Source organism: Propionibacterium acidifaciens (assembly GCF_003798325.1).
GTDB lineage: Bacteria > Actinomycetota > Actinomycetes > Propionibacteriales > Propionibacteriaceae > Propionibacterium > Propionibacterium acidifaciens.
Map to the genome: position 1 here is coordinate 2,085,279 of NZ_CP033719.1, position 26,426 is coordinate 2,111,704.

A 26,426-nucleotide genomic window follows, 5' to 3' on the forward strand; every position below is an offset into this window, starting at 1 on the left:
CTCTGTTCAGTTCTCGTTCTCGTTCTCGCCCGCGGACGTCTGCTCGTCTTCGGGCGCTTGGTCGTTCTTGGGCGTCTGCTCGTCCTTGGGCGTCCGCTCGTCCGCGGATGCCTCGTGGCGGCCGATCCGCCAGGACGCCGAGCGGGCCCTCTCGTCCCAGAACCGGCCGTACATGCCGCCCTCGGCGATCAACCCGTCGTGCCGGCCGTGCTGGACGATCCGTCCCCGGTCGAGCACCAGGATCTGGTCGGCGCCGCGGATCGTGCTCAGCTCGTGGGCGATGACGACGAGCGTGGAGCCGCTGCGCAGCTGCTCCAGGGCGTCCTGGACGGCGCGCCGGGTCGACCAGTCCAGGGCGCTCGTCGGCTCGTCGCACAGGACGACGGGGGCCCGGCGCAGCAGCGCACGGGCGATGGACACCCGCTGGCGCTCGCCGCCGGACAGCAGCAGGCCGCCCTCGCCGACGCGGGTCCGGGCCCCCTCGGGGAGACGTTCGGCGATCTCGTCGACCCGCGCCCGGCGCATCGCCTCGGTCAACCGCTCGGGGGAGGCCTCGGGGTCGCCGAAGCGCACATTGGCCTCGAGCGTGTCGTCGAAGAGGTAGACGTCCTGGAAGATCATCGACATGGAGCGGTGCAGCGCGTCCTCGCCGATCTCGCGCACGTCCACCCCGCCGATGCGCACCGAGCCGGAGTCGACGTCCCAGAAGCGCGGGATGAGGCGCAGCATGGTGGTCTTGCCCGAGCCGGAGGGGCCGACGACGGCCGTCATGGCCCGGGCCGGGATCTGCGCGCTGAGCCCGTCGAGGACCGGGGCGTCCGCGTCGTAGCCGAAGCGCACGTCGTCGAAGCTCAGCCGGGCGTCGGTCGGCACGGGCCTCGGCTCGTCCGGCTCGGGCATGACCGGGGTGTCGAGCAGCTCCTGGACCGCGCCGACCTCCTCCTCGGCCTTGCGCAGCGTCACGGCGAAGCTGGCCAGCAGACGCAGCGGGCCGATGAACTGGGCGACCAGTCCGATGAGGGCGATCATCGTGGCCGTGTCGGCGCCGCCGAGCAGCAGCCACACCGCCAGGGAGACCGTGGCCCCGAAGACGCAGTCGGTGACGACGCTCTGCACGATGGAACCGGTGATCGAGGCCGCGACCGCCCTGCGCATGGCGCGGCGCTGGTTCTCGATGCCGTCGGCCAGCGGCTCGTAGGCGGTGCCTCTGACGCCGGCCGAGCGCAGGGCCACCTGGTTGCGGGCGAACTCGAGCAGGCGCTGGTCGGTGTCCAGCTGCTGGACCCGGACCCGTTCCTCGGCGCGGGTCTCCGCCCAGGAGCTCAGCCGCGCCGAGACCCACACGACCAGGCAGGAGGTGATGAGGGCCAGCCCCAGGCGCCGGTCGATGACCAGCGCGCCGACGGCGATCGTCGCCGGCACGGCCAGATCGACGATGAGGGGCACGATGACGTCCATCGAAACGGTGGCGACGAACATCGTGCCGCTGACGGTGATCTGCGAGGCCCTGGCCGGGGCCCGGCCGTCGAACCAGCTCTGCGGCAGCTTCACCAGCCGATGCCCGAGGCGCTCGTGCATGACGTCGATGATGCGCAGCGATCCCTTGAAGCCGTCCCAGGTGGCCAGGGAGAGCAGCACCGCCTGGACGAGGAAGGCGACCGCCAGCACGACGAGCCAGCGCACGGCGCCGGTCGGCGAGGCGAAGAGCGCCCGGATGGTCGGGACGATGAGAATGGCGGCGGTGCCCTGGGCGATCGCCGCGAGCACCGCCAGGACGATCGTGGAGCCGAGCGGGTTCCTGCCGCCGGGCCCCGCGATGAGGCTGAGCTTGCGGATCATCGTGCCTCCGCTCCTTCCCGGGTCTCCTCCGACGAGGCGTTCGCGCTGTCCCACAGGCTGCGGTAGAGGCCGTCGGCGGCCATGAGCTCCGCATGGGTGCCCCGCTCGACGACGCGCCCCCGGTCCAGGACGACGATCTGGTCGGCCCCGGCGATGGTGTGCAGCCGGTGGGCGATGACGACGACGCTGCGGCCCGTCGCGAGCCTGTCCAGGGCTTCCTGGATGCGGGTCTCGGACTCCGGATCGGTCGCCGAGGTGGCCTCGTCGAGGATGAGGATCGGGGCGTCGGCCAGGATCGACCGGGCGATGCACACCCGCTGGGCCTGGCCGCCCGACAGACGGGCGTCCTGGCCGATCACCGAGTCGTAACCGCGCGGCAGCGCCATGATCTCGTCGTGGATCGCCGCGGCCCGGGCGGCCTCGACGACCCTCTCCATGGGGGTCTGCGGCCTGCCGAGCCGGATGTTGTCGGCGACGGAGATCCCGAGCAGCTGGAGGTCCTGCAGCACGGTGCCGACCGTGGCGCGCAGGACGGATTCGTCGATCTCACGGACGTCGACCCCGCCGATGCTGATCGAGCCCGAGTCGGCGTCGCGGAAGCGGGCCAGCAGCGCGGCCAGGGTCGACTTGCCCGAGCCGGAGGGGCCGACGACGGCGGTGACGCTGCCGGCGGGCACGCTCAGACAGATGTCCTGCAGGGCCATGGCGTCCGAGTCGTCCTCGCCGTAGCCGAAGCACACCCCGCGCAGCTCGATGTCCGTGCCGTCGGGCCGGACCGGGCGGTCCGGTGCCGCCAGCTCGGGGCCGTGCAGGATCTCGGTGATGCGCCGCGCCGCGTCCATCGCCTGGGAACGGGCCTGTCCGGAGGCCGCCAGGGTCTGGAAGCCGGCCGGCATGAGCAGCGCTGCGACGAGCGTCACGAGCACCTCCGACGGGCTCGTGGCGCCCGAGTGCACCGTCCAGGCGCCCACCGCGAGCATGACGAGCGCGACGAACGGCGCCGAGATCGCCGTCACGGCGATCGCGTGGGCGCGCATCTGCGGTGCGACGAGGGCGCCGAACTCCTCGCGGAAGTCGGCCGACTCCTTGGCGAAGCGGGCCGAGCCCTCGTCGGGACGACCGAAGATCTTCAGCACGCCGATGCCGTTGACGTACTCGACGATCGCGCTGGAGACCCGCTCCAGGCCGCGGTGCATGGCGGCCACGGTCTCCTGGTTGCCGCGCGCGGCCAGCAACGAGTAGAGGAGCAGGTACGTCGCGAAGGGGACCAGGCTCGCCAGCCCCAGGCGCCAGTCGATGCACAGGCAGAAGACGAGGCCGGCGGCCGGAGTCAGCGCGCCGGCGAGCGTGTCGACGATCGTGTGGGCCACCAGCTGGTGGATCGAGCCGACGTCGTTCTGCACGAGCTGGCGCACCCGGCCCGTCGAGCGCTCGTCGAACCATGACAGCGGCAGACGTCCCATCTTGTCGGCCAGCGCGCGGCGCAGCCGCGCCTGCACGCCGGTGTCGACGAAGTGGCAGACCAGCAGCGCGAGCGAGTTGAGCCCCGCGGAGCAGGCCAGCCCCATGAGGAAGACGAGCAGGGCGTTCCACGGCGAGCCCGGCGCCGTCCCGGTGAGGCGCCCGATGAGCACGAGCAGCCCGCACAGGGGAACGACCGAGGCGGCCGAGGCGATCACCTGCATCAGCGCGGCGATCGCCAGCGGTCTCAGGTGCGGGCCCAGGACCTCGCGCAGTGCGGTCGAACCGGTCATGCCGTTTCCGGAACCGGCCTTGTCAGGCATCGGAAAACCTCCCCCGTCAGGATCTCCGCCAGGTGTCCCCGCGGATTCAGATGGTGCATGTGCGAGCCCGGGACGATGATCGGTCCGCACCACTGGCGCGCGTGGCGGCGCCACAGGGCCATCGTGTGGACGTCGAGCTCCCCGTCCCGGTCCCCCTTGACCGCGACGATCCGCTGGAGCGGAGCGCCCGGTTCGGAGGGCGTGTAGGTCTCGACCAGCCGGTAGTCGTCGCGGATCGAGGGCAGGAAGGCCGAACGCATCTGCGCATCGGCGAAGAGTTCCCGGTTCCCGCCGTCGACGCGGGTCAGCTCCTCGACCAGCGCCTCGTCGGAGGCCAGGTGGAGCGAGCCCCCGCGGTGCAGCTGCGGCGCCACTTGACCGCTGACGACCAGCGACAGCGTCCCGGAGGTCGGGGCCAGCAGCAGGGCCGTCTCGTAGGCGACGAAGGCCCCCAGGGAATGGCCCGCCAGGACGACGGGGCCGTCGCCGCGGGCCAGCTCCTCGGCGCACGAGCGCGCGATCTGCTGCACGTCGCGCGCCGGGCCGTCGGCCCGGTAGTCGGCCACCCGGATGTCGACCTCCGCCCCGTACCCGGCGCACAGCCCGCGAAGACGCCTGCTCAGGGGCGCGTACTGGTGGGCCATGCCGCCGGCATGGGGGAACAACTCGAGGACGACGATCATGAGCAGGGACGCCCCACTTCCAGGGGCTCGGGATCGACCGAGGCGATCGGAGTCGGGATGGGCATCGCCGAGCGCAGCCGCGCCCACCACGCAAGGGTCTGGAGGGTGCGCTGGTCCACCAGCGGGCGGCCGGCTGGGGCCTGCACCAGACGGTTCACCGCACGGTGGATCGCGGCCGGCCAGAGGCGCCCGAGGATCTCCCGGGCGCGGATCGGCTCGTCGGGTCCCAGTGCGGAGCACATCGGGGAGTCGGGGTCGTGCAGGCGCCCCGAGTTCAGGTGCATGCGCGGCAGCCAGTGCAGCGGGCCGTGCACATGGTCCCAGCGCAGTTCCCCGTCCAGGGTCGTCACGACGGCGTGCAGATCCGGCTGGCAGTGGTTGTCGGGGTCCTCGGGGTCCCAGCGGTTGTGCACCATGAGATCGACCGGTGTCGGCCCCCAGAGCCCGCTGACGAGGATCCGCTCCGGGCCGCTCGCTGCGGCGGCAGAGGGCGCGCCGGTGGGGGCGGCGCCGATCGCCTCGGCCAGGACGAGCAGGCAGCGCTCGAGCAGCTGAACGCTCGTACGGGCCTCGACATGGATGAGCCTGCCGTCGGCGCGCAGCCGTGTGCAGACCCTCACGAACTCGCGCGAGCTGTCGAGGTGCTCGTAGAAGCCCGTGGGCAGGTAGACCGAGCCGTTCTCGCGGGCGGTCCGGGTGAGCTCGGCCACGATCCGCCCGTCGACGGGGTGCTCCTGGACGACGCGGATCCCTCGTTCCAGGAGACCTCGGGCGATGTCCGTGCCGGGGCCGCCGATCATGTCGCTGCTCACCGCGACGACCGCCAGCTCGGCCTCGGCCGCGTCCGCCCCGGGCAGCAGGGGGACGGCGAGCTCCTCGCTCAGCGCCCTGCTGCGGGCGCCTCCCCTTCCCTCGACGCCGACGAGCCGCGCCGGGGAGTCCTTCCGGGCCAGCGCCCTGGCGTAGTGGGCGCCGAAGCCGCCGCCGACGACGATCGCGCGCGGGCGGTTGTCCCGTTCGGCCGTCCGCGCGGTGACGGCGGGGCCCGTTCTCCTCGGCTCTGCGACGGCGGGCGCACTGCGTATTCCGAGCCCCTCGCGCCAGTCCTCGCAGGCGGGGCTGGTCGAGGCCCAGCGCGCTCCGGGCTCCTCGTCGCCGATGCGGCGCACGGTGCGGGCCGCGATGCGCCCGCTGGCGGCGTAGCTGTCGGTGCACGAGAACTCCAGGGCGCCCTGCTCCCCGACCACGTGGATGGCGAAGACGGGCTCGGCGGGGGAGGCGGCCGCGATCGCCTCGCCGAGATCCGTCTCACCGGCGATCACCGCGCGCAGCGCCGAGGCCGTGACCGGGTCGCCGATGACGGTGTAGGCGGTCAGTTCGGTGAGGGCCAGCTCCCGGGCCGCGTCGGCGCACTCCTCGTCGAGATGGAGATGCCGTGAGGCCCCCGGGCCGTACATCGACGGGAGGACGGCCCGGCCGGGGTCGTCGCCTGCGATGATCGAGCCGTCGACCCACCGGCCGCGGGGCCAGCCGAGATCGTTCGACAGCGAGGCGAGGTACTCCTCGGCGCCGGCCCGCGTCAGCCGCTGGCGCCCGCCGCAGTGGACGGTGATCCGCCGCGATCCCTCCTGGCCCGCCCAACGGATCATCGCGCCGAGCAGGCCCGGTTGGACGCCCGCACCCAGCAGCACCGGTACTGCGCGCTCGCGGGCGGGCCCGTCCAGGGCGTCGAGCAGGCGCCGACTGCCGCCCGCGTCCGCATAGGCGATGCCGCGTTCGATGCAGCCCCGCGCCAGATCCTCCGCCAGACGAACCGCCGGCCCGGCGCAGCACAGCACCGCGTCGGTCCCGCCCAGCGCCGGTTCGTCGGGCGCCGCCGGAAGACGCACGGTCGTTGCCGACAGCTCCGCGGGGCTGCCGGGGGCGAGCGCGGCGGCCAGCTCCTCCGCGTGCTCCCGGTCCCGTGCCGCCAGGACGATCGCGTCCCCGCGTCCGCACAGACGGGCCAACTCGGCCGCCGCGGCGCGCCCGACGGTGCCGGTCGCCCCGATGACGAGGAATCTCATGAACCGCTCTCCTCGATGACCAGCCGGGCGATGCGCGCGGCGCGCGGGCCGCTCAGGCAGTCGAAGTGATTGTCCTCGACCTCGTCGATGCGCAGCTCGCCGAGGCACTGCTCCTGCCAGAACCGGGTCATGTCGGCGCCCAGTCCGGGCAGGAAGCCGATGCGCCCGCGCTGGCGGATGAACTGCATCCGGCCGAGGAAGGCCGGCTCGTCCCAGGCCGCGACGGCCGCCATCGACTGGGCGAAGACCTGCCGGGCGCCCCTCAGCGAATCGGTCGACCACTGGCCGTCCGAGTCCGCGGCCAGCAGGGCCAGCCGCTCGTCGACCGTGCGCGGGGCGCGGGCCAGGGCCTCGCGCAGCGAGGGGTCCCCGTGGCGGGCGAGCAGCTCGTCGGTGATGACCTCGTTGCCGGCCTCGCGGGCGGCGGTCAGGGCCCTGCCCAGCTCGTCCTCGGCCAGGACGATGCCGGCCTGCGCCGGCTCGCGGTGGAGCAGCCTGGCCAGGGCGAAGTCCATGAGCAGCTCGCTGCCGACGGTGAACGGCATCCGGTAGGAGCTGATGACGGTGACCGATGCGTCGAGTCCCCGGGCGAGCAGCCGGGAGGCCGTGCCGGTGGCGAGAAGACCGCCCATGCAGTAGCCCACCAGGTGCACCGGCCGGTCGCCCCGGGCGGCGATCTCGGCGGCGTAGCGGTCCGCGAGCTCGCCGAAGAGCCGCTCGGGCGGGGTCCGCAGATAGCCGTCGTCGGTGGAGCGACTCAGTCCGATCGCCTCGTGACTCCCGTCGGCGCGCAGTTGCTCGACCAGATCCTCGTAGGGGCCCAGCCCGCCCGAGCCGTCATGGACGAGGACCAGCACGGGCCGCCCGCGGGCCTGCCGCCCCCGGCCGTCGACCAGCGTGGTGACCGTCGGGCCCGTCGGCGTGCTCGGCCGCCCCCGGCCGTCGACCGGCGTGGTGACCGGCGCGCTCGGCCGCTCCTGCCCGACGGCGGGTCCGGGCGTCGCCGGGAGCCGGGGGCCGGGACCGGAGGCGGTGACGGCTCTCAGGAAGCCGCGCGGCGTGGGATCGTCGACGACCGTGCGCAGCACGTGGTCCCAGGTGGTCGTCTCGGGATCGGTCAGGGCCCTGCGGACCTGGCCGACGGCGCGTGCGAGGAGCAGTGAGTCGCCGCCGAGGGCGAAGAAGTCGGAGTCCTCGGCGATCGCGCTCGACGGGTCGAGGTTGAGGACCTCCCGCCAGACCATCCTGATCCGTTCCGACGGATCGGCCGTCACGTCCTGGGTCGGCGACGGTGCGACGGACGCGTCGGGCGCCGCGGACGGCGGGTTCCCCGGCGCCGGGAGGGCGGTCGTCGCCTGCGCGGCGGTCGTCGGCCCATCCGGGGCTCTCGTGCCCGGTCCGGTCGCGCCCTGCCTCCTTCCGGGGTCGACGGTCGGGCCGCCCGGCCCCGTCGCCAGCCCCGCGACGGCCCTGCGGTCGCGCTTGCCGTTGGCGGTGAGGGGGATCCCGGGCAGTTCCACGAGCCGGCGGGGTCGCATCGAGGCGGGCAGGCGCTCGGCCGCGCCGGCGCTCACCGCCTCCAGATCGAGCCCGGTCCGGTGGACGCCTGCCCAGAACATGCTCTGCGCGCCCGCCTCGAGGCCGTGACCCCGTGGCGGGTAGGAGTGGACGCCCGCGAAGATCTCGCCCAGCACCCGCTCCCACTGGTCGCGGGTCAGGAACGGAGACCCGGTGAGGCGGCGCTCGTCGTGGATCTGCGAGGGGCCGGCCTTGAACTTGAACTCCATCGACGCCATGAGCGCCGGCAGGGGCGCGGTGGACTCGATGACCACCATCGCCCCGTCCGGGCGCAGCAGCTCGTGCAGCGCGCGCAGCGAGGCGGGGATGTCGACGGCGTTGTGCAGCGTGTTGGCCGACAGCACCACGTCGAAGTCCTTGCCGAAGTCCTTGCCGAGGGCGTCGATCTGCCGAGGATCGTTGATGTCGAGGATCGCGGTGCGCAGCTGCGGCCAGCGGCGTCGGGCGTCGTGCAGGAAGAACTCGGACAGGTCGGTGAAGAGGTACTCGTAGGGCCGCCCGCCGAGCGCCTCGACCACCGGCGCCGTCGTCCCGCCGACGCCGGCGCCGATCTCGAGGATGCGCAGTGCCCGGCCGTCCCGGACGGCGCGGTCCGCCATGGCGGTGATCGCGGCGCAGCACTGGCCGTTGAGATAGGTGCTGACCAGATTGCCCTGGTAGGAGTCGGCGGCCACATCGGTGCGCCCCTGCGGGAAGAACAGCGACAGGGCGTCGACGCTGCCGTTGAGCAGTCCGGGCATCCGGCGCAGGCACTGCCCGACGTAGTCCAGCATCTTCTCGCCGTAGTGCTGCTCGCGGCCCAGTCGTTCCACCTCGTCCCATTGGGGCCAGATGCTCTCCAGCGGCCTGGTCGGGCCGAACGAGACGGTCCCGTCCGGGGCGGTGCTGGCCAGCCCGGCCCCGGTCAGGCTGGCGACCCAGCGGCGCAGCAGGTCGATCCGGCCCGAGGCCCCCAGCGCGTCGGCGATCCGCTCGACCGTGGCCGGACCGTGACAGGCCCTCGCCAGGTGGTGGGCCATCACGGCGTGGACGGTGTCGTTGACGAGCGCCGCCAGCCGACGAAGGGCCTGCTCGTCGATCCGCGCCGCCTCGTGCGAGGCGGCCAGCGCCCGTCCGACGAGCCGGTCCGACTCATCGGCCCGGCTCTCGGCCACGACGGCGCCCACCAGGAAGCGGCCCTGCCGGTCCTCGTCCCCGGCGACCGCCGCGAGCGCATCGGACACGCCCGGGACGAGCCGCAGCGCACGCTCGACCTCGCCCAGCTCGATGCGGTGCCCGTTGAGCTTGACCTGCCCCTCGTCCAGCCGTCCCAGGAATTCGACTTCGCCGTCGGGCAGCAGGCGTCCGCGGTCGCCGGTGCGATAACAGCGCTCGCCGGCGACCGGGTGGGTGAAGAAGGCGCCGTCCGCCGTCGCGGGGACGCCGATGTAGCCCCTCCCCACGCCGTCCCCGGCCAGTACGATCTCTCCGGGCTGGGCGACGCCCGTCGGCTCGTCGTCGGGGTTGAGCACCCACAGGCCCTGGTTGCTCAGAGCCCGTCCGTAGGGGATGGACCGCTCGTGGTGCTCGCCAGGGGCCACCTCGTGCAGATTCGACCAGATGGACGCCTCGGTGGCGCCGCCGAGGGCCAGGAAGCGCGCTCCCGGAACCAGCGACCACAGCCGTGCGGGCTGGTCGACGGGGATCCAGTCGCCCGAGACGAGGGCGGCCCGGATGCTGCCCAGCGGGTTGGACGGGGCGGCCCCGGCCTCGTCCAGGAGCATCGTGAGCTGGGCCGGGACGGAGTTCCACAGGGTCACCGAGTTCGTCGCGATCTCCTCGGCCCAGATCTGCGGGTCGGCCGACTGTCCGCAGCGCGGCACGACGATCGCCCCGCCGGCGCCCAGGACGCCGAACACGTTGAAGACCGACAGGTCGAAGCTGTGCCGGGACACGGCCAGGACGCGGTCGCGGGGCCCCAGACGCAGTCGTCCCGCGATGTCGGAGAGCGTGGTGAGCGCCTGCTCGTGGCTGATCGCCACGCCCTTGGGCGTGCCGGTGGAGCCGGAGGTGAAGATGACGTAGGCGGTCTCCTCGGGGCCCGCGTCCACGGCGGACGGGGCCCCGGCGGCGGGCGGGGCCTGCGGGCTGCAGGCGGCCTGGACGGCGTCGTCGTCCACGACGAGCGGGGCGGCCCCCCAGGCGCTGGCGAGCGCGGCACTGATCTCGGCGGTCCGGGCCGGCGGCCACTGCGGGTCGATCGGGACGAAGCAGCCGCCGGCCAGCAGGACGCCCAGCTCGGCGACGATCTGCCCGGCGCCGGGCCCGAGCCGCACCATGACCGGCGAGCCGACGCCGAGGCCCCCGTGGAGCAGGCTCGTCGCGAGCGCGTTGGCGCGCTGAACGAGCTCGCCCCGGGTGAGGCGCTCCGACCCGTCGATGAGCGCCACGGCCTCCGGGTCGGCGTCGGCCTGCAGGACGACGGAGCCCTCCAGCCGTGCGGACCCGCGCCCGACCCGTTCGACCGGCTGCGGGGCCCGCTGCGGCAGTGCCGGCCCGTCGGGCCACCGATCGCCGGTGCACAGCGCGTCGACGGCGGCGCAGTAGTCGGCGAAGGCCTCGTCGAGAAGGCGTTCGTCGAAACCGCCGACCCGGCTGTCCCAGTCGACGGTGACGCCGTCGCCGGCCGGGGTGATCTGCACGTCGAGGAGCACCTGCGGCGTCGCGCTGATGCCACTGCCGGGGCGGACCCGCAGCCGACGGGGCCCGGGCAGCGGACTGGCGCCGACCGTCGAGGTGAAGACGACCGGAACGGTCCGTGCCCGCCGGGCCCCGTCCCCGTCCCGGGCCCCGATCATCCGGGATGCCTCCAGCCCCGAGACCGAGCCGTGCTCGAGGGCGTCGAAGATCTCCTGCTGGGTGGCCCGTGCGTCCTCGAGCAGGTGATGCGTGCATCGGACCCGGGCGAGCACCGCGGTGGTGAAGTCGCCGACGATGCGCGCCATGTCGGGGGCCAGCTGCTCGCGCTGGACGGCCGTCACGGTGACCAGCGACTCCTCCTGGGAGCCGTAGCGGCGGCCCACGGCGCCCAGCAGCGCCAGCAGAACCGACGAGGGGGTCAGGGCGTGCTCGGTGCAGGCGGCGGTGAAGGCCTCCCAGGCGGGCCCGGGCAGGTGATGGCTGCGGCGTCGGCTGACGGCCCCCTCCTCGGGCCTCTCGAGGGGCGCGGCGAGGCGCAACGGCTCGGGGGCCCGGGTCATCCGCTCGCGCCACCAGGCCAGGTCGCGCTCGCGCTCTGCGCGGGCCCCGCTCGTGGCCGCCCGGGCCTGGCGGAGCCTCTGGTAGGCGGCGAAGCTCAGGCTGGGCGGGGCGATGCGCTCATCGGGGTGGTCCAGCGCGCGGTCGAGATCGTGCAGCAGCGAGCGGATTCCGGTGTAGTCGGTGATGAGCAGGTCGATCGACAGGTGCACGACGACGCCCTCGTCGGTGATGCGCGCGACGATGTCCATCATCGGACGGTCGGAGTCGATCTGGTACTGACGGGCCGACAGCTCGCGGCGCAGCCGTTCGCCGCGCTCGTCGTCCGGGTCGAGCTCGATCTGCATCGGGACCTGCATGCCGGGGCGGACCGACTGCGTGCCGTCGGAGCCGATGACGGCCCGGAGCATCGGATGGGCGGCGCAGACCCGGTCCCAGGCCTGCGTGAGCCGGTCCATCACGGCGGCTCGCTCGCCCTGGTCGCGCAGATCGCCGATGCCCAGTCCCGCGAGGTCGAGATCGAACTCGACGTAGCCGGTGCATCCCAGCCCGCCGTCGCTGTAGGCGCCAGTGCGGCCCACCAGGTAGGCGGTCTGCACCTCGGTGAGGGGGAACGGCGTGCCCTCCGCGGGCTCGGACGACGTCGCCCCGGCGGCGCCCGCCGCCCGGGCCTCCCCGGGATCGGGCGTGACGGGCCGATCCGCGCGGTCCGGGAGCGGTGGCGGGGTCCGGTGCCCGCCGTCCTGGCCCGCGCCGGCCCGCCGCAGCAGCTCGACGAAGCCGGCCAGATCGGTACTGGCCAGCAGCATGCGCAGGCCGGCCTGTCCCAGGCCGCGGTCGTGGAGCTCGCGGATGCAGCGGGTGGCGCGCAGGGAGTCGCCCCCGGCCGCGAAGAAGCCGGTGGTCGGGTCGACCTGCTCGGTGCCCAGGGCAGCGCGCCAGGCCTCGGTGACGGTCCGGGTCAGCTCGTCGGCCGGGGCCCGGGAGGGCCCGCGCCGGGCGTCGACGAGCGAGACGAGTCGCCTCGCGACGCCCTCGACGAGACGGCGCGCCAGCGCGGGCTCGACCAGCTGGACGACGTGGTCGGCGCTCAGGTGCAGGCCGTCGTCGGCGGCGAAGACCTGCAGGTCGAGGACGACCTGGGGCGTCTGGGAGCGCGCATGGCGCAGGCTGGCGAAGCCGAGCTCGCGGGGGTCGGGGACGTCCGTCCCCCCGGCAGCGCCGAGGCCCAGGCCGCAGGTGAACACGATCGGGTGGATGGCCGCCGTCGGGTCGCCGGTACGGGCGACGATGCGCCGCTGCAGGGCGGTGGTGCCGGCGGCCGGGTCGTCCGCCGCATCGGCGAGTTCGGTCTGGACGCGCCGGGCGAGTTCGGGCAGCGGGTCGCCCGTGTCCAGGCAGGGGATGAGCCTCAGACTGGTGAAGTCGCCGAGTACCTGCTCGATGCCGGCCAGGGCGGGATCGCGGTCGAAGCGGGTGACGTTGACCGTCACCGAGTCCAGGCCGCTGAGCCCGGCCAGCTCGGCCGCGTACGCGGCCAGGGTCATGGCCGCGGGCGTGACCCGTAGCTCAGCGGCGCGCTCGACGACGGCTCGCCAGTCCCGCCCGTCGAGCTCGGCCCGGACGCGCTCGAAGGAGGGGCTGCGCAGCCCCAGCAGCTGGTCGCGTGAGGGCAGGAGGGGCACGGCGGGGAGTCTGTCGAGCCGGCGGTCGAGCCGCTGGATCTCGGGCCCGTCCGTCTGGTCGGCCGCTCTCCGGTAGGCGGCGGGACCGGGCATCGGGTCGACGTGCTCGGGCGGGTCGGCGTAGAGCTCCCCGAGCTGCTGCAGCGCCATCATCATCGAGGCGCCGTCGAGCATCAGATTGTCCATGCCGATGCCGATGGTGGCTCCGTCCCCGTGCTCGTGGACGCGCACAGTCAGCGGGCCGTGGGCCGACGGATCGGTCACCTCGGCGAGGGTCTCGTCCCGGGGATCGGCGCTGGACTCGACCAGCGGCCAGTCGGCGGCCGGCAGCTCCGTCGCGACGGGCCCGTTCCCGGTGCTCCTCGTGACGGTGCGCAACGCGGGATGGCGGGCGACGAGGGCGCCCACCGCCGTCTCCAGACGGTGAGGGTCGAGGCGCTCGGCCTCGTACTCGAAGTAGCAGTGCGCGGCGACGCCGCCGAGCAGCTGCTCGGGGTCGCGTCCGGTCAGATAGGCGCGCTGCACCGCGTTGAGGGGGTACGCGGCGGACGTCGGGTCGGGGCCGGCCGGGGCGCCGCCTGCGGCCTCGCGCCCGCTCTCGGCCATGCGGGTGGCGAACTCGTCGAGATCGGTCGTGGTGAAGACGTCCACCATGCGGATCCGCCGCCAGCCGAGGGCCTGCAGCCCCCTGACGACACGGGTCGCGCGCAGGGAGTCGCCGCCTGCCGCGAAGAAGTCGGTGCCCGGATCGGGGTCCTCGCCGAGCGGCAGGTTCTCGCGCCACAGCCGGGTGGCGTCGGCCAGAGCCGCGGCATGCGTCTTCTCGAAGCCGGGCCGAGGGGCGGCCGGCGACCCGGCGTCGTCCTGAGCGGGTCGCGGCGGCTGCTCGGCGGTGGCGGCCCCGAGCGGGGCCGGGCCGTCGGTCCCGGGCGGGTCGGCGCGGTCGGCGCCGGCGCGGGCTCGGACGACGAGCAGCCCGTCGTCGAGCACGCGCGCCGAGCGGGGCGACCAGCCGGCCTGCTGGAGCCGCATCCACCAGTGCGAGCCGTCGTGCAGGGCCGTGCCGTCGAGCAGGCCCGGGTCGAGCAGCCCGGCCGAGACGAGCCCGTGCGCGGTGAGCTCGGTGGGCTCGGCGATGAGGGCCCAGCTGGAGGGGCCGCGCCGCACGTGGGCCAGCTCGTGCAGCAGACGGCGGTCGCGGTGCAGCACGCCCAGCCCGATGACGACGTCGGCGACGAGCGGCGGCACCCGGCGGACGGCGTCGATGCCCTCCCGGGCCGCCTGCTCGCGCAGCAGATCGTCGGGCTCGACGACCACCCACAGCGCATCGACCCCCTGCTCGCGCAGGGCGGCCATGGCCGAGGGCTTGGCCACCGCGCCCAGCTCGACCACGACGAGCGGTCGATTGCGCGACCGGGCGTCGTCGCGGATCTCGCCGATGAGGCCCTGGAGGATGGTGCCGGTCCGGGGATGGGAGCGCATGAGCCCGACCGGTGACAGCCTGGGGCTGCGCAGCAGCTCCTCGACGGGTCGGCGGCCGGCCGCGCAGTCGGCCAGCAGCAGGGCGTCCTGCGGTTGCCAGTCCAGTGGGGCGTCCGCCGGGCCGTGCCCCGCCGTGGCCCGGCGCCAGGCCCCGACGACGGCCGAGTCGACGTCCCCCAGCTGCTCGAGAGCGGCCGACAGCAGCCGGTGCACCGAGCTCCGCCCGGTGCGCGGGTGGCGCCCCGAGGACTCGGGGCGGGCGCCGATGCGGGCGCAGAAGTCCTCGAAGGCGGCGCGCAGCCAGTCCTCGTCCAGCGTGTCGCGGGGGTGGTCCCAGCGCACCTCGGCGCCTCCGGGGCCCTGGGTGAGCTGGCAGTCGATGAGGACGCCGGGGGTGCTCGTGAGCGACCAGACCGGGCGGAGCCCGGTCCGCCCGCTCGCCCCGAGACCGAGGGTGGAGGTGAACACCACCCCGAACGCGCTGCGCCGCCCGGTCGCGCCGGCCTCCACGCCGGTCCTCGTGCTCGACAGCGCCTCGCCGATGGCCCGGTGGGAGGCCCGGGGCTGCGGCCGGGGGCCGCAGACGAAGTGGCCGAGCCTGGTGAAGCAGCCGAGCGCCGTCTCCGGGGCGTCATCGGGGCGGTGCTGCATGGGCAGGGTGATGGTGGCCGACTCCTGGCCGCTCGCGGCGGTGAGCGCGGCCCCCAGCTCGGCCAGCACCTGGGCGCTCAGCGTCACCTGCTGCTCGGCGGCCCGCCGGGCGGCGAGGCAGTCCCGGAGGAGCGCCGCGCGCAGGCTGGTGAAGCCGACCTCCTGCCCGGACAGTCCCGGGGCGGGCACGTCCGGCCCGTCGGGGAGCCGGCGGCCGGCGGCCGATGACCCGTCGTCCCGGGCGGCGCGCTCCAACCGGGTGCAGAAGCGGGCGAAGTCCTCGGCGGAGCTCCCGAGGCGCCCCGGGCCGCCGCTGAGGCGCTCCGAGATCGCGCCGATCAGCAGGGACAGGCTCGGGGCGTCCAGGCACAGGTAGTCGACCAGGAGCCCGATCTCCTCGCACCGCGTGGCGGTGCCGTCCGGCAGCACCACCTCGATGACGTGCCCGGCCCCGATCCTTCTGCGCTCGAGGTCCTCGCGCAGGGGCCCACTGGCGGTGAGCACGGGCACGGGCGCGTCGGCGCGCACCCGCTGCATGCTGTCGCCCTCGCGCATGCAGCGCAGCGCGGCGCAGTCGTGGACGAGCGCCGTGACGGCGTCGGCGAATGCGGCGCCGTCGATGGGGCCGTCGCCGGCCAGGACGACCGCGTACTGGGTGCGCGCCCGTACCGTGCCGGGCAGGCCGTCCATCCCGAGCGCGTAGCCCCGCTGCAGCGGGGACAGGGGGAAGGCCTCCCCGCCGAGCGGCGCCGCGTCGTCCGGGGACGGCTCGGACGGTGCCGCGCTCCGTCGGCAGCATGCGACGAAGTCGCGCAGCAGGGGCCTGGTGAACAGGCTCGCGACGGTGACCCCGTAGCCGTCTGCGCGCAGCCGCGCGCAGACCCTCGTGGCGTCGAGGGAGTCGCCGCCGACGGCGAAGAAGTCGGTGTCCCCGGTGACCGGGACCCCCAGGACCCGGCTCCACGCGGCGCCGATCCGCCGTGCGTCGTCGTCCTCCGGCGGCGCCGACGAGTCCCCCGACGGCGCGGGGGAGCCGGCCCGCTCCCGGTCGTCGAGGGCGATGGCGGCCGCCCTCCCGCGGTCGATCTTGCCGTTGGCCGACAGCGGCATGCGGTCGATCGTCCTGATCCGGCGGGGAAGCATGAAGGAGGGCAGCCGCTCGGCGAGGGCCTCGACGATCCGGTCCGGATCGACCGGGTGGCCCCCCGCCGGGCTGATCAGCCCGATGAGCGCCGTCCTGTCGGCGGTGGGCACGACGACCGCCTCGCGGACGCCGTCGATGGAGCGCAGATGCTGCTCGACGTCGCCGAGCTCGATGCGGTGCCCCCGGATCTTGACCTGGCTGTCGCGTCGCCCGAGGAAGTGCAGCAGCAGGTCCTCGTCCCACATGCCCAGATCCCCGGTGCGGTACCAGCGTCGGCCGTCGAGCGTCGGGAAGCGCTCCGCGGTGAGCTCGGGCCGGTTCAGATAGCCGGTGGCGAGGCTGGCGCCGCCGATCCACAGCTCGCCCGCCACCCCGGGCGGGCAGTCCCGGCCGTGCCGGTCCGCCACGCGGTAGGCCTGGCCCCGCAGCGGCTGGCCGTAGGGCACGGCCCGCCAGTCCCGGCTCAGGTCGTCGGGGCCGGTCACGAGGTGCAGATTCGACCAGATGCCCCCCTCGGTGGCCCCGCCCATTGCGGCCAGGACGCAGCCGGGCGCGATCCCCGCCATCCGCTCGCCCAGCCCCGGGTCGATCCAGTCGCCGGAGCACAGGCAGGCCCGCAGCGGCAGCCGCTCGTCCGGACCGGCCGCCGCGCAGAGCATCTCGGCGAGGGCGGGCGCGGAGTTCCAGATGGTGACGCGGTGCTCGGCGACGAGCCGCAACCAGGCGAAGGCGTCGCGGCGCTCGTCCTCGTCGATGCAGACCAGGGCGCCGCCGGTCGACAGCGGGCCGAAGATGTCGAAGACGCTCAGGTCGAAGTCGAGCGACGAGACGCCCAGGACGCGGTCCCGTGGACCCAGCGCCAGCCGCCCCGCCACGTCCTGGACCGTGTTGGCGGCGGCGGCGTGGCTCATGAGCACGCCCTTGGGCTCCCCGGTGGAGCCCGAGGTGTAGATCGCGTAGGCGCTGTCGTCGGGCCCGGTCGGGCGGACGGGGTCGCCGGCGGGGGCGTCGGCCCGCATCGCCGCCTCGACGAGCCCCCGGTCGATGGTGACGCCGAGCCGGGCGGAGGAGACGATGGCCCGCCTGCGCGCCGGCGGCAGCTCGACGGACAACGGCAGATAGGCGCAGCCGCTGTAGAGCGCGCCGAGGACGGCCATGACCTGCTCGGGGCCCTTCGGCAGGCTGATGCCGACGAGCTCGCCCGGGCGGGTCACCGGTGCCAGCCGATGGGCGATCCGGCGGGCGGCCTCGTCGAGCCGCCCGTAGCTCATCTCGTGGGCGCCCCCATCGTCGTGCCACAGCAGCGCCGTGGCCCGCGGCTCCTCCTCGACGTGACGCATGAACAGCTCGTGCAGTCGGCGCCCGGGCAGGGGATCGGTCGAGTTGAGCGCCTCGCGCCGGGCCTCCAGCTCGGCGGGCAGGCGCACCAGCTCGTCCAGGCTCGGCCAGGGCCGCTGCGGGTCCAGCTCGGCGACCCGCACGATGGACTCGTAGAAGCTGTCGAGCATGAGCGCCCCGGCGCGGTCGCCCGCGCGGAGCGCGCCGTCGCGCACGTCGAAGGAGATCTCCGCCCCGTCGCTGTCGAACTGGATCACCTGGGCGTCGAGGGCCACCTGCGGGGTGGAGGATCGGGTCACCTCCTGCCTGCCGAGGACGCGGGTCACGGCGGGGGAGAAGATCGGGGCCTCGGCGTTGTAGGTGAAGACGAAGGGCGACATGCCGCTGTGCCCGTGCGCGCGGGCCTCCCGCAGTTCGTCGAGGGCGCTGGTGCCGCTCAGCAGTCGGCGGCGCAGTTCCCCGGCGACAGCCGTGGTCGCCTCGTCGAGATCCCTGCCGGGGTCGACCGCTGCCCGGATGGCGTGGACGCGGGTGCGGTCGGCGATCTGGCCCCTGCTGCGACGCACGTCCAGACCGGGCAGCGAGACGATGAACTCGTCGGTGGTCGACCAGCGCGCCAGCATCGTCTCGTAGAGGGTCAGCAGGAGGACCGGTTTGCTCGTGCCGAGCCGTGCGGCGAGTCGGCCGAAGCGCTCCCAGTGCTCCCTGTCGAGCCTCCTGCGGTGGCGGGTGATCCTCGTGCCGGGGACGCTGTCGTAGGCCACGCACAGATCCGGTGGTTCGGGCAGCGGTCCGGAGTCCTCCTCGACCGCGTGCAGCCTGCGTTTCCGGGGCGGGGCCAGCTTCTCCCCGAGCTCGGCGAACCCGATGCGCGGGAGCTCCTCGTCGTTCGCGAGCTCCTCGATCATCCGGATGACTCCGTGGATGTCGGTGACGGCCAGCGAGATGACGATGTGGATGATCGACTCGTGCGGCGCCCGGGTCACCTCGACGGCCCAGGCCTGGCCGTGCTCGACGTCCAGGACGCTGCGGTTCAGGCGGTCGCGGACCCGTCTCCGGACGCGGTCGGCCTTCTGCTGCGAGGCCGTCGCATCGTGCACCACCACCGTCGGGGCGGTCAGGTCGTTCTCGCGCAGCAGGCCCGCTGACAGGTCCATCGATGCGCGCAGTGCCGGGTGCCGGCGCAGACGGTCCACCCGTGTCTGGAGCGCGGCCGTGTCGATGCTGCCGCCGACGAATTCGAAATAGGACAGGCAGTCGACCCCGCCCAGGGGCTGGTCCGTCGCGCGTCCGATCGTGTAGGCGCGTTGGATGGGCGCCAGAGGGAGGCTCCGCGGGCTCGCCGAAGTCTCGGTGGTCCGGCCGTCGGAGGGCGCGCCGAGCGTGTCGTCATGCATCGTCGAACCGGTCATGCTCCATGCTCCTCGACGTATGGATCCGGAGTCCGGGAAGTGTCCTGCAGCACAGTGAGGATAAGTATACACTAACCTGTTCTCAATTAAGAATTGTTCTTAATAACATTGGTTCGTCGTGCCCAGGGGCGAGTCCCGCCGGACCGGCCCGCGCCCGCTCCTCCGGCGTCCATCCTCCGCGGTCCGCGCGATCCGTCGGGGGCCGCCCCGTGCTAGCCTCACGCCCCGTGAGCACACCCCCACTGCCCGCGAACCGGCGCGACGGATCGGTCGACGTCGCCCGCGGGCTGGCCATCACGGGCATCGCCTTCGGGCACGTGCTTCGCGGGGTCCGCAGCGCCGGCCTCGTCGACGGGGGGTCGTCGGCCTACCTCGCCGCCGATCGCGCGGTCTACATGGTGCACGTCGCCCTGTTCGCCGCCGCCGCCGGCCTCATGGTCGAGGCGGCGCTCGCCAGGCGCGGGCCGGTGCGCTATCTGCGCGCCCGTCTCGGCGACTTCGCCTGGGTCTACGTCCTCTGGAGCGTCGTCCAGGGCCTCATGCAGTACGCCCTGGCCGGCTCGGTCAACAGCGAGCGCACCCTCGGCTCGGTCTTCGCGCTGTGGCGGCCGGCCAACCAGATGTGGTTCCTGCCGTGGATCATGGTCATGACGGTGCTCGTCACGGCGGCCCAGCCCTGGCGCTCCCGGCTGCGCGGGCTCTGCTCGCTGCTCGGCGCGGCGGCGCTCAGCATCGGCTGCTGGGGCCTGTTCGGGCCGTGCATCTTCCTCCAGGGGCTCGGCCTGAGCTTCTTCTTCTTCGCCGCCGCCACCGTGACCCTTGCCGGTTACGCGCGGGCCCGCGCGCGTCTGGGCACCGGCGGCGTCGCCGCCGTCCTCGTCGTGTCGGCCCTCTGCTACGGGCTCCTCGTCGCCCTCGGCCGGCCCGCCGCCCCGACGACCACCCAGTTCGGACGCACCCCGGTCAGCATCGGCGAGGGCCTCGTCTGCGCCTGGGCCGGCGTCGTCGCCGTCGGGGCCCTGTCGATCCTGCTCGACCGGGTGCGCCCGGTCTCCCGTCTCGTCGGCTACCTGGGGCGCCGGTCCATGGTCATCTTCCTGGCCCACACCCTCGCCCTGGCCGCCACCCGCATCGTGCTCGTGCGCCTCGGCATCGGATCCGTCGCCGTTCATCTCGTCGCGGGGACGCTCGTGGCGCTGGCCGGCTCGATCGCCCTGTGGTGGGCGACCCGGCGCTGGCTGCCGTGGCTCTGGCGCGCGCCGCGCCGCGTGATCGGCTGAGGGGCCCGTCCCCGCGAGGCCCCACGAGGACGACCGGGCCGTCGCGCCGCCGGACGAGCGCGCGACCACGGGCTGGCCCGCCGGTAGACTGCCGCCGTGAGCTCTGGATCCGATCCCATCACCGTCCTCGTCGTGGGCTCCGGCGGCCGCGAGCACGCCCTGGCCCTGGCCATCGACCAGGATCCGGCGGTCGCCGCCGTCCACGTGGCCCCCGGCAATCCCGGCACCGCCTCCTTCGCGACGAACCACCGGGTCGACATCCTCGACGGGACGGCCGTCGCGGCCCTGGCCGCCGAGCTGGGCGTCGACCTCGTCGTCATCGGCCCCGAGGCCCCGCTCGTCGCCGGTGTCGCGGACGCCGTGCGCGGGCGCGGCATCGCCTGCTTCGGCCCGAGCGCGGCCGCCGCCCGTCTCGAGGGCTCGAAGGCCTTCGCCAAGCGGGTCATGGCCGACGCCGGGGTGCCGACCGCCCGCTCCCGCGTCGCGACGGCGCCGGCCCAGGCCGCCGCCGCGCTCGACGAGTTCGGAGCCCCCTACGTGGTCAAGGCCGACGGTCTGGCCGCCGGCAAGGGGGTCGTCGTGACGGACGACCGCCGGACCGCCCTCGACCATGCGGCCGAGTGCGGGCGGGTCGTCATCGAGGAGTACCTCGACGGCCCCGAGGCCAGCCTGTTCGTCATCACCGACGGGACCACCGCCGTCCCGCTCCCGCCGGCCCAGGACTTCAAGCGCGTCGGCGACGGCGACGAGGGGCCCAACACGGGCGGGATGGGCTCGTACACGCCGCTGCCCTGGCTGCCCGCCGGCACCGTCGAGCAGGTCATGGCCGAGGTCGTCGAACCCACCCTGGCCCGGATGCGCACCCTCGGGACGCCCTTCGCCGGCCTGCTCTACGTCGGCCTCGCCCTCACGGAGGCCGGCCCGCGGGTCGTCGAGTTCAACGCCCGCTTCGGCGACCCCGAGACCGAGGCGATCCTGCCGCGTCTGCGCACCGGCCTGGGCGCCCTGCTCCACGCGGCCGCCACCGGCGCGCTCGCCGACCGGGGCGCCCCCGAGGTCTCGGACGAGGCCTGCGTCGGCGTCGTCCTGGCGGCGAGGGGCTATCCGGGCTCCCCGGTCAAGGGCTGCGTCATCGGGCTGCCCCCCGCCCCGGACGGCGTCCACGTCATCCACGCCGGCACAGCGCTGGACGATCGCGGCCGCCTCGTCTCGGCCGGCGGGCGCGTCCTCGTGGTCGTCGCCACCGGCGCCGACATCGCCGACGCCCGCGAGCGGGCGTACGCCCACATCGCGCGGATCGACTTCACGGACGGCTTCGCCCGCTCCGACATCGCCTCGCAGGCCCGACTCGACGCCATCGCCGCCCGACTGGGCTGAGAAGGAGGGAACATGACCGTCCCCGACGTGCTGGCCACCCGCTACGCCTCCGACGCGATGCGCCGCATCTGGTCGCCCGAGCACAAGATCGTCTCCGAGCGCCGGCTGTGGATCGCCGTGCTGGAGGCCCAGCGCGATCTCGGCGTCGACTTCGGCGGCGACGACCCCGACGCCGTCATCGCCGACTACCGCACGGTGACCGACCGGGTCGACCTCGACTCGATCGCCGCCCGCGAGCGCGTCACCCGCCACGACGTGAAGGCCCGCATCGAGGAGTTCAACGCGCTGGCCGGCCACGAGCACATCCACAAGGGCATGACGAGCCGCGACCTCACCGAGAACATCGAGCAGATGCAGGTGCTGCACGGCCTGCGGCTCATCCGCTCGCGCGTCGTGACGGCCCTGGCCCGTCTCGCCGAGCTCGCCGCCCGCTACACCGACCAGCCGATCGCCGGGCGCAGCCACAACGTGGCCGCCCAGGTCACCACCCTCGGCAAGCGCTTCGCCACCTGCGCCGACGAGCTGCTCATCGCCCACGCCCGTCTCGACGACCTCATCGACCGCTACCCGGCCCGCGGCATCAAGGGCCCGATGGGCACCGCCCAGGACATGCTCGACCTGCTCGGCGGCGACCTCGAACGGCTCGGCGAGCTCGAGCGGCGCATCGCCGCCGGCCTGGGCTTCCACCACGTGCTCACGAGCACCGGTCAGGTCTACCCGCGCAGCCTCGACCTCGACGCGCTCACCGCCCTGGCGCAGACCGCGGCGGCCCCCTCGAACCTGGCCACCTCGATCCGCCTCATGGCCGGCAACGAGCTCGTCACCGAGGGCTTCAGGCCCGGCCAGGTCGGCTCCTCGGCCATGCCCCACAAGATGAACACCCGCAGCTGCGAGCGCGTCAACGGCCTGTCGGTCGTCCTCCGCGGCTACGCCTCGATGATCGGCGAGCTGGCCGGCGACCAGTGGAACGAGGGCGACGTCTCCTGCTCGGTGGTGCGCCGCGTCGCCCTGCCCGACTCCTTCTACGCGCTCGACGGCCTCTTCGAGACCTTCCTCACCGTGCTCGCCGACTTCGGCGCCTTCCCCGCCATGATCGCCGCCGAGCTCGACCGCTACCTGCCCTTCCTCACCACGACGAAGATCCTCATGGCGGCCGTCCGCAAGGGCGTCGGACGCGAGGACGCCCACGAGGCCATCAAGGAGAACGCCGTGGCGGTCGCCCTCGAGCTGCGCGAGACCGGCGCCCGGGGGAACCCGCTCTTCGACCGGCTGGCCGCCGACGGCCGCCTCCGGCTGAGCCGCGACGAGCTCGCCGAGCTGGTGAGCGCCCCGCTGGAGCTGACCGGGGCGGCCCGCCACCAGGTCGGGCGGCTCGTCGCCCGCATCGAGCCGATCGTGGCCGCCGACCCGGACGCGGCCGCCTACCGGCCCGGCGCGCTGCTGTAGGCCCGGCGTCGGCGAGGGCCCGGCGGGGGCGGTGCGAGGGCGCGCCCCGGCGTTCTGCCGCGCCCGCCGACCGGATGAGGTTCGGGCGGGGGCGCGGCCGTCGATCCGCAACCCCGCGTGCGCGCCGTCGGATCCACCCATCCCCATGGCGCCGCATGAGCGGTGCCGCGGGGCTGTTTTTCGAACTCATATGAAAAATTTTTCCCAAGAAGGGCTTTGGATTCACTTCTCGCGCTGGTCTGTCAGCATGTTGCTCGACTTCACCGTCTCCAACCACCAGTGCTTCGCCACCGAGGCCGGTCTCTCCTTCGTCAGCCCGTCGCTGAGGACGCAGACCCCGGGAGCGGGCCGTACCTGGAGCGACGTCACGAGCCGGGTCGCCGCGGTCTTCGGTCCGAACGCCTCCGGCAAGTCGACCATCCTCTCGGCCGTGGGCCTGCTCGGCCGGGCCATCGCCGAGCCGGGCACGCGCCTCCACTGGCCGTACGCCGCGGCGGCCGCGGCGCAGACCCCCACGGCCTACGACGTCGACTTCACCGTCGACGAGGTGCGCTACCACTACGAGCTCGAGGCGATGGCCTGGGGCATCCGCAGGGAGTCCCTCCACTCCTGTCCCAGGGGAACCCGGCGCAGGCTCTTCGTCCGCGAGCAAACCGGCCCCGAGGCCCCGATCGTGGTGCGTGCGGGCTCCTCGCTCAAGGGCCCCACTGCCGAGGTCCGCAGGCTGGTGACCCCCGGCGACCTCCTGCTCGCGGTCGCCGCCCGGTACCGGCACGACGCCCTGCAGCCGATCGCGCGTGGCCTGCGCACAGGCGCCTCGACAAGCGTCGTGGGCCGCAGCGACGACGACCAGCAGGTGCGCCTCCAGTGGCTCATGTCCCGCATGATCGAGGACCCGCAACGCTGGAACGGCATCGTCGACGTCCTGGCCCACGTCGCCGACCTCGGGGTCGCGTCGGTGCGGGTCGAGGAGAAGCAGGTCCCGCAGAAGATCCTGGAGAGAATGCGGGCCGTCCTCGCCGCGGGCTCCGGGGACGATCCCGCCGAGATCCCAGCGGACGCGATCGCCCCGGTGGCGCGGTCCCTCGTCTTCACGCACTCCGGTCCGGCGGGGGAGTCCTTCGAGCTCCCCCTCGGCTCGCAGAGCGACGGCACCGTCGCGTGGCTCGCCGCTGCGGCACCGGCCGTCGACGTCCTGCGCAGGGGCGGTCTGCTCGTCGTCGACGAGCTCGACGCGAGTCTTCACCCCGCGCTCAGCTCGGCACTCGTCACGATGTTCAAGGACCGGGACGTCAACCCGCGCGGCGCCCAGCTCCTGTTCAGCAGCCATGACACGGCCCTGCTCGGCAATGCGCCGAGCCGCCTCCTCGGCCGCGACGAGGTCTGGTTCTGCGAGAAGGACGACGCCGGCGCCAGCGAGCTCGTCCCGCTCTCGGCGTACGCCACCCGCCGGGGCGACAACGAGCAGAAGCGTTATCTGACGGGCCGCTTCGGCGCGCTTCCCAGGGTGGACCTCTCGGGTCTGCTCGGCATCGTGTCCGACCCGGACGGGGCGGAGTGACCCGATGGGCAGGCGCATCCGTCGTTCGTCCCGTCCCCGCCCCGAGCGGCGGACCGTCCTGCTGGTGACCAATGGGGGGCAGGACCGAGAAGACTTATCTTGGGAAGCTCAAGGGAAGGGTTCCACGCGATGCGAACCTCAGCATCATGGTCATCTGCCAGGAGGGCAAGGAACCCGAGACGATCCTGCGCAACCTCGTCCGGGGCGAGACCGATCTCCGCGCCTACGACGAGACCTGGATCGTCGTCGACCACGACGGGGCCGACCGTCGGGACTTCCTCGCCCGGTGTGGGAAGGTGTCGAAGGACTCCGGGAGCAGAGTCGTCGGGGTGGTCTCCGTGCCCTGCTTCGAGGTCTGGCTCAATGCCCACTACGAGCAGGTGCAGAACTATCGGGACCAGAAGGACGCGCAGCGGCACTACGAGCGCCTGACCGGGCTGAGCGGCAGGAGCGCGAAGGACCTGCCCGGTGACTTCCCCTTCGACCGGGCGGTGGAGGCGGAGACCCGGTGCACTCTGCGCGGCACCTCGGTTCCCGGTGCGAACGCCCGGGGCCCCTGCCCCTCGACGACGATGCCGCACCTGCTGCGCAGCCTCGGGCCCCTCCGGGCGCGGTGAGGCCGGGCCGCCTCAGAACTCCCCGTCGCCCTCGTCCGCCAGACGCGCCCCGGCGTCGACGAAGCCGGTGACCGCCACGACGAAGGCGCCCACGGGGCGCTCCCCGCCCGGGGTGCGGAACCAGCCGAGATCCAGGTCGACCGCCCGGCCCCAGCGCTCGGCGCGGTCGACGACCTGCTCGATGACCCGCCCCAGCCTCTCGGCGCCGCCGAAGGCGAGCGCATAGCCGAGCGAGTCGCGCAGGACCGCCGGGGCGTCCTCGACGAGGACGCGCTCGGGCCCCATCGAGTCGAGGTGCCGCCGGTAGGCGAGCAGCTCGTCGCGGGTGCTCGCGCCCTCATCCGTGCGCCTGCCCAGGAGGCGACCCAGGGAGGCGAGCTCGAGACCGGCGACGGCGATGAGGACCGGGCCGACCACGACGCTCCAGTGGCTCGTGGCCATGACCCGGATGACGCCGAGCACCGCCAGCACGAGACCGACGACGATGACGACGCCGCCCGCCCGGCCCCAGCGGTCGGTGCGCGTCGAACCGTGCTGGAACCAGCCGCGGTCCATCGCGTCGTCGTGCAGCTGCCGCCTCGCGCGCGGCAGCGCCCGTTCCGCCGAGATGACGACGCTCGAGAGCGTGATCGGCTCGTCCGGCCCGACGAAGAGCTGGTCGAGCAGGAAGTGCTCGAAGCCGTGCAGGCCCTCGCCCCCGGCGGGCCTGGCCGTGCGAGTGAGCACCCAGTCGTGCGCGGGCCGGTCGGGGCGGGCGAGCGCGGTGATGCCCAGGAAGCCGCGCTGGGCGAGGTCGATGAGCGTGATGAGGACGTCCCTGCTGGTCGTCTCCCCGTTGAGCAGCGCGTCGACCATGCCGGGCGTCAGGCCCCTCGGGGCGGCGGTGACGGGGTCGTCCTCGATGAGACCGGGGCGGGGCGCCGGGGCGCGCCGATCGTCCGCGCGGAGCCGGCGGGCGCGGGCGACCACGATGCTCGCCGCGAGGACGGCTGCGACGCCGGTGATGAGCACGATGAGTGCCGGTGTGTCCACGATGCGACCTCCGCGGCCAGCCTATCGGCAGGGCCCGCCCCCGTGCGGGACGGACGTGCGGGCGATGGTGATGCGCGTCCCGGGTCCGGTCGGGTCTGCTCCCGTGCGGGACGGGCATCCGGCGCCGGGGCCGGTCGAACCCGCTGCGGCAGCCGACTCCGGGACCCGCGGACGGACGGCCGGTCCCCGGCCCGGAGCCGCCCTCGACCCGGGC

General features: G+C 74.1%; 11 protein-coding genes. 5 read left to right on the forward strand and 6 right to left on the reverse strand.

All coding sequences use genetic code 11. The features are described from left to right. Positions 1-6 precede the first annotated feature (6 nt). From EGX94_RS08810 to EGX94_RS08830, 5 genes are read right to left on the reverse strand one after another with little or no spacing between them, the layout of a single operon-like run. The gene (locus EGX94_RS08810; RefSeq protein WP_021798913.1) at positions 7-1,839 is read right to left on the reverse strand and encodes an ABC transporter ATP-binding protein; all 1,833 of its coding nucleotides are present in this window, start codon (positions 1,837-1,839) and stop codon (positions 7-9) included. Continuing rightward, complete coding sequence (locus EGX94_RS08815; protein ID WP_081660532.1) at positions 1,836-3,623, reverse strand: ABC transporter ATP-binding protein; 1,788 nt, start codon at positions 3,621-3,623, stop codon at positions 1,836-1,838. Before EGX94_RS08815 ends, EGX94_RS08810 begins: the two co-directional genes overlap by 4 nt. Further along, the gene (locus tag EGX94_RS08820; RefSeq protein WP_021798909.1) at positions 3,590-4,306 is read right to left on the reverse strand and encodes a thioesterase II family protein; all 717 of its coding nucleotides are present in this window, start codon (positions 4,304-4,306) and stop codon (positions 3,590-3,592) included. The genes EGX94_RS08815 and EGX94_RS08820 overlap by 34 nt, the downstream gene beginning before the upstream one ends. Further along, positions 4,303-6,372: a Gfo/Idh/MocA family oxidoreductase gene (locus tag EGX94_RS08825; RefSeq protein WP_021798911.1), complete on the reverse strand. Its 2,070-nt coding sequence runs from the start codon at positions 6,370-6,372 to the stop codon at positions 4,303-4,305. Before EGX94_RS08825 ends, EGX94_RS08820 begins: the two co-directional genes overlap by 4 nt. Continuing rightward, positions 6,369-18,899: a non-ribosomal peptide synthetase gene (locus EGX94_RS08830; protein ID WP_192962642.1), complete on the reverse strand. Its 12,531-nt coding sequence runs from the start codon at positions 18,897-18,899 to the stop codon at positions 6,369-6,371. The genes EGX94_RS08825 and EGX94_RS08830 overlap by 4 nt, the downstream gene beginning before the upstream one ends. Positions 18,900-19,126: 227 nt before the next feature. Between EGX94_RS08830 and EGX94_RS08835 the strand changes: the two genes are divergently transcribed. From EGX94_RS08835 to EGX94_RS08855, 5 genes are all read left to right on the forward strand, one after another. After that, entirely contained in the window at positions 19,127-20,179 is a 1,053-nt protein-coding gene (locus EGX94_RS08835) for an acyltransferase family protein (RefSeq protein ID WP_021796804.1), read from the forward strand. A gap of 117 nt (positions 20,180-20,296) precedes the next feature. After that, positions 20,297-21,556 (forward strand): phosphoribosylamine--glycine ligase, encoded by a 1,260-nt coding sequence (purD, locus tag EGX94_RS08840; protein ID WP_028706272.1) that lies wholly within the window; start codon positions 20,297-20,299, stop codon positions 21,554-21,556. Positions 21,557-21,568: 12 nt separating this feature from the next. Continuing rightward, a complete protein-coding gene (gene purB / locus EGX94_RS08845) occupies positions 21,569-23,002 on the forward strand; it encodes an adenylosuccinate lyase (RefSeq protein WP_123826207.1) in 1,434 nt (477 codons plus the stop codon). A 247-nt stretch (positions 23,003-23,249) separates the two neighbouring features. Then, positions 23,250-24,563, forward strand: a complete 1,314-nt coding sequence (locus tag EGX94_RS08850; RefSeq protein WP_043120156.1) for an AAA family ATPase — start codon at positions 23,250-23,252, stop codon at positions 24,561-24,563. Positions 24,564-24,634: 71 nt separating this feature from the next. Further along, entirely contained in the window at positions 24,635-25,180 is a 546-nt protein-coding gene (locus EGX94_RS08855; protein WP_021796369.1) for an RloB family protein, read from the forward strand. A 12-nt stretch (positions 25,181-25,192) separates the two neighbouring features. Here the strand turns inward: EGX94_RS08855 and EGX94_RS08860 are convergent, their stop codons facing one another. Further along, positions 25,193-26,212 carry a DUF2207 family protein gene (locus EGX94_RS08860; RefSeq protein ID WP_021796370.1) on the reverse strand — a complete coding sequence of 340 codons (1,020 nt, stop codon included), beginning with the start codon at positions 26,210-26,212 and terminating at the stop codon, positions 25,193-25,195. Positions 26,213-26,426: the final 214 nt, after the last annotated feature.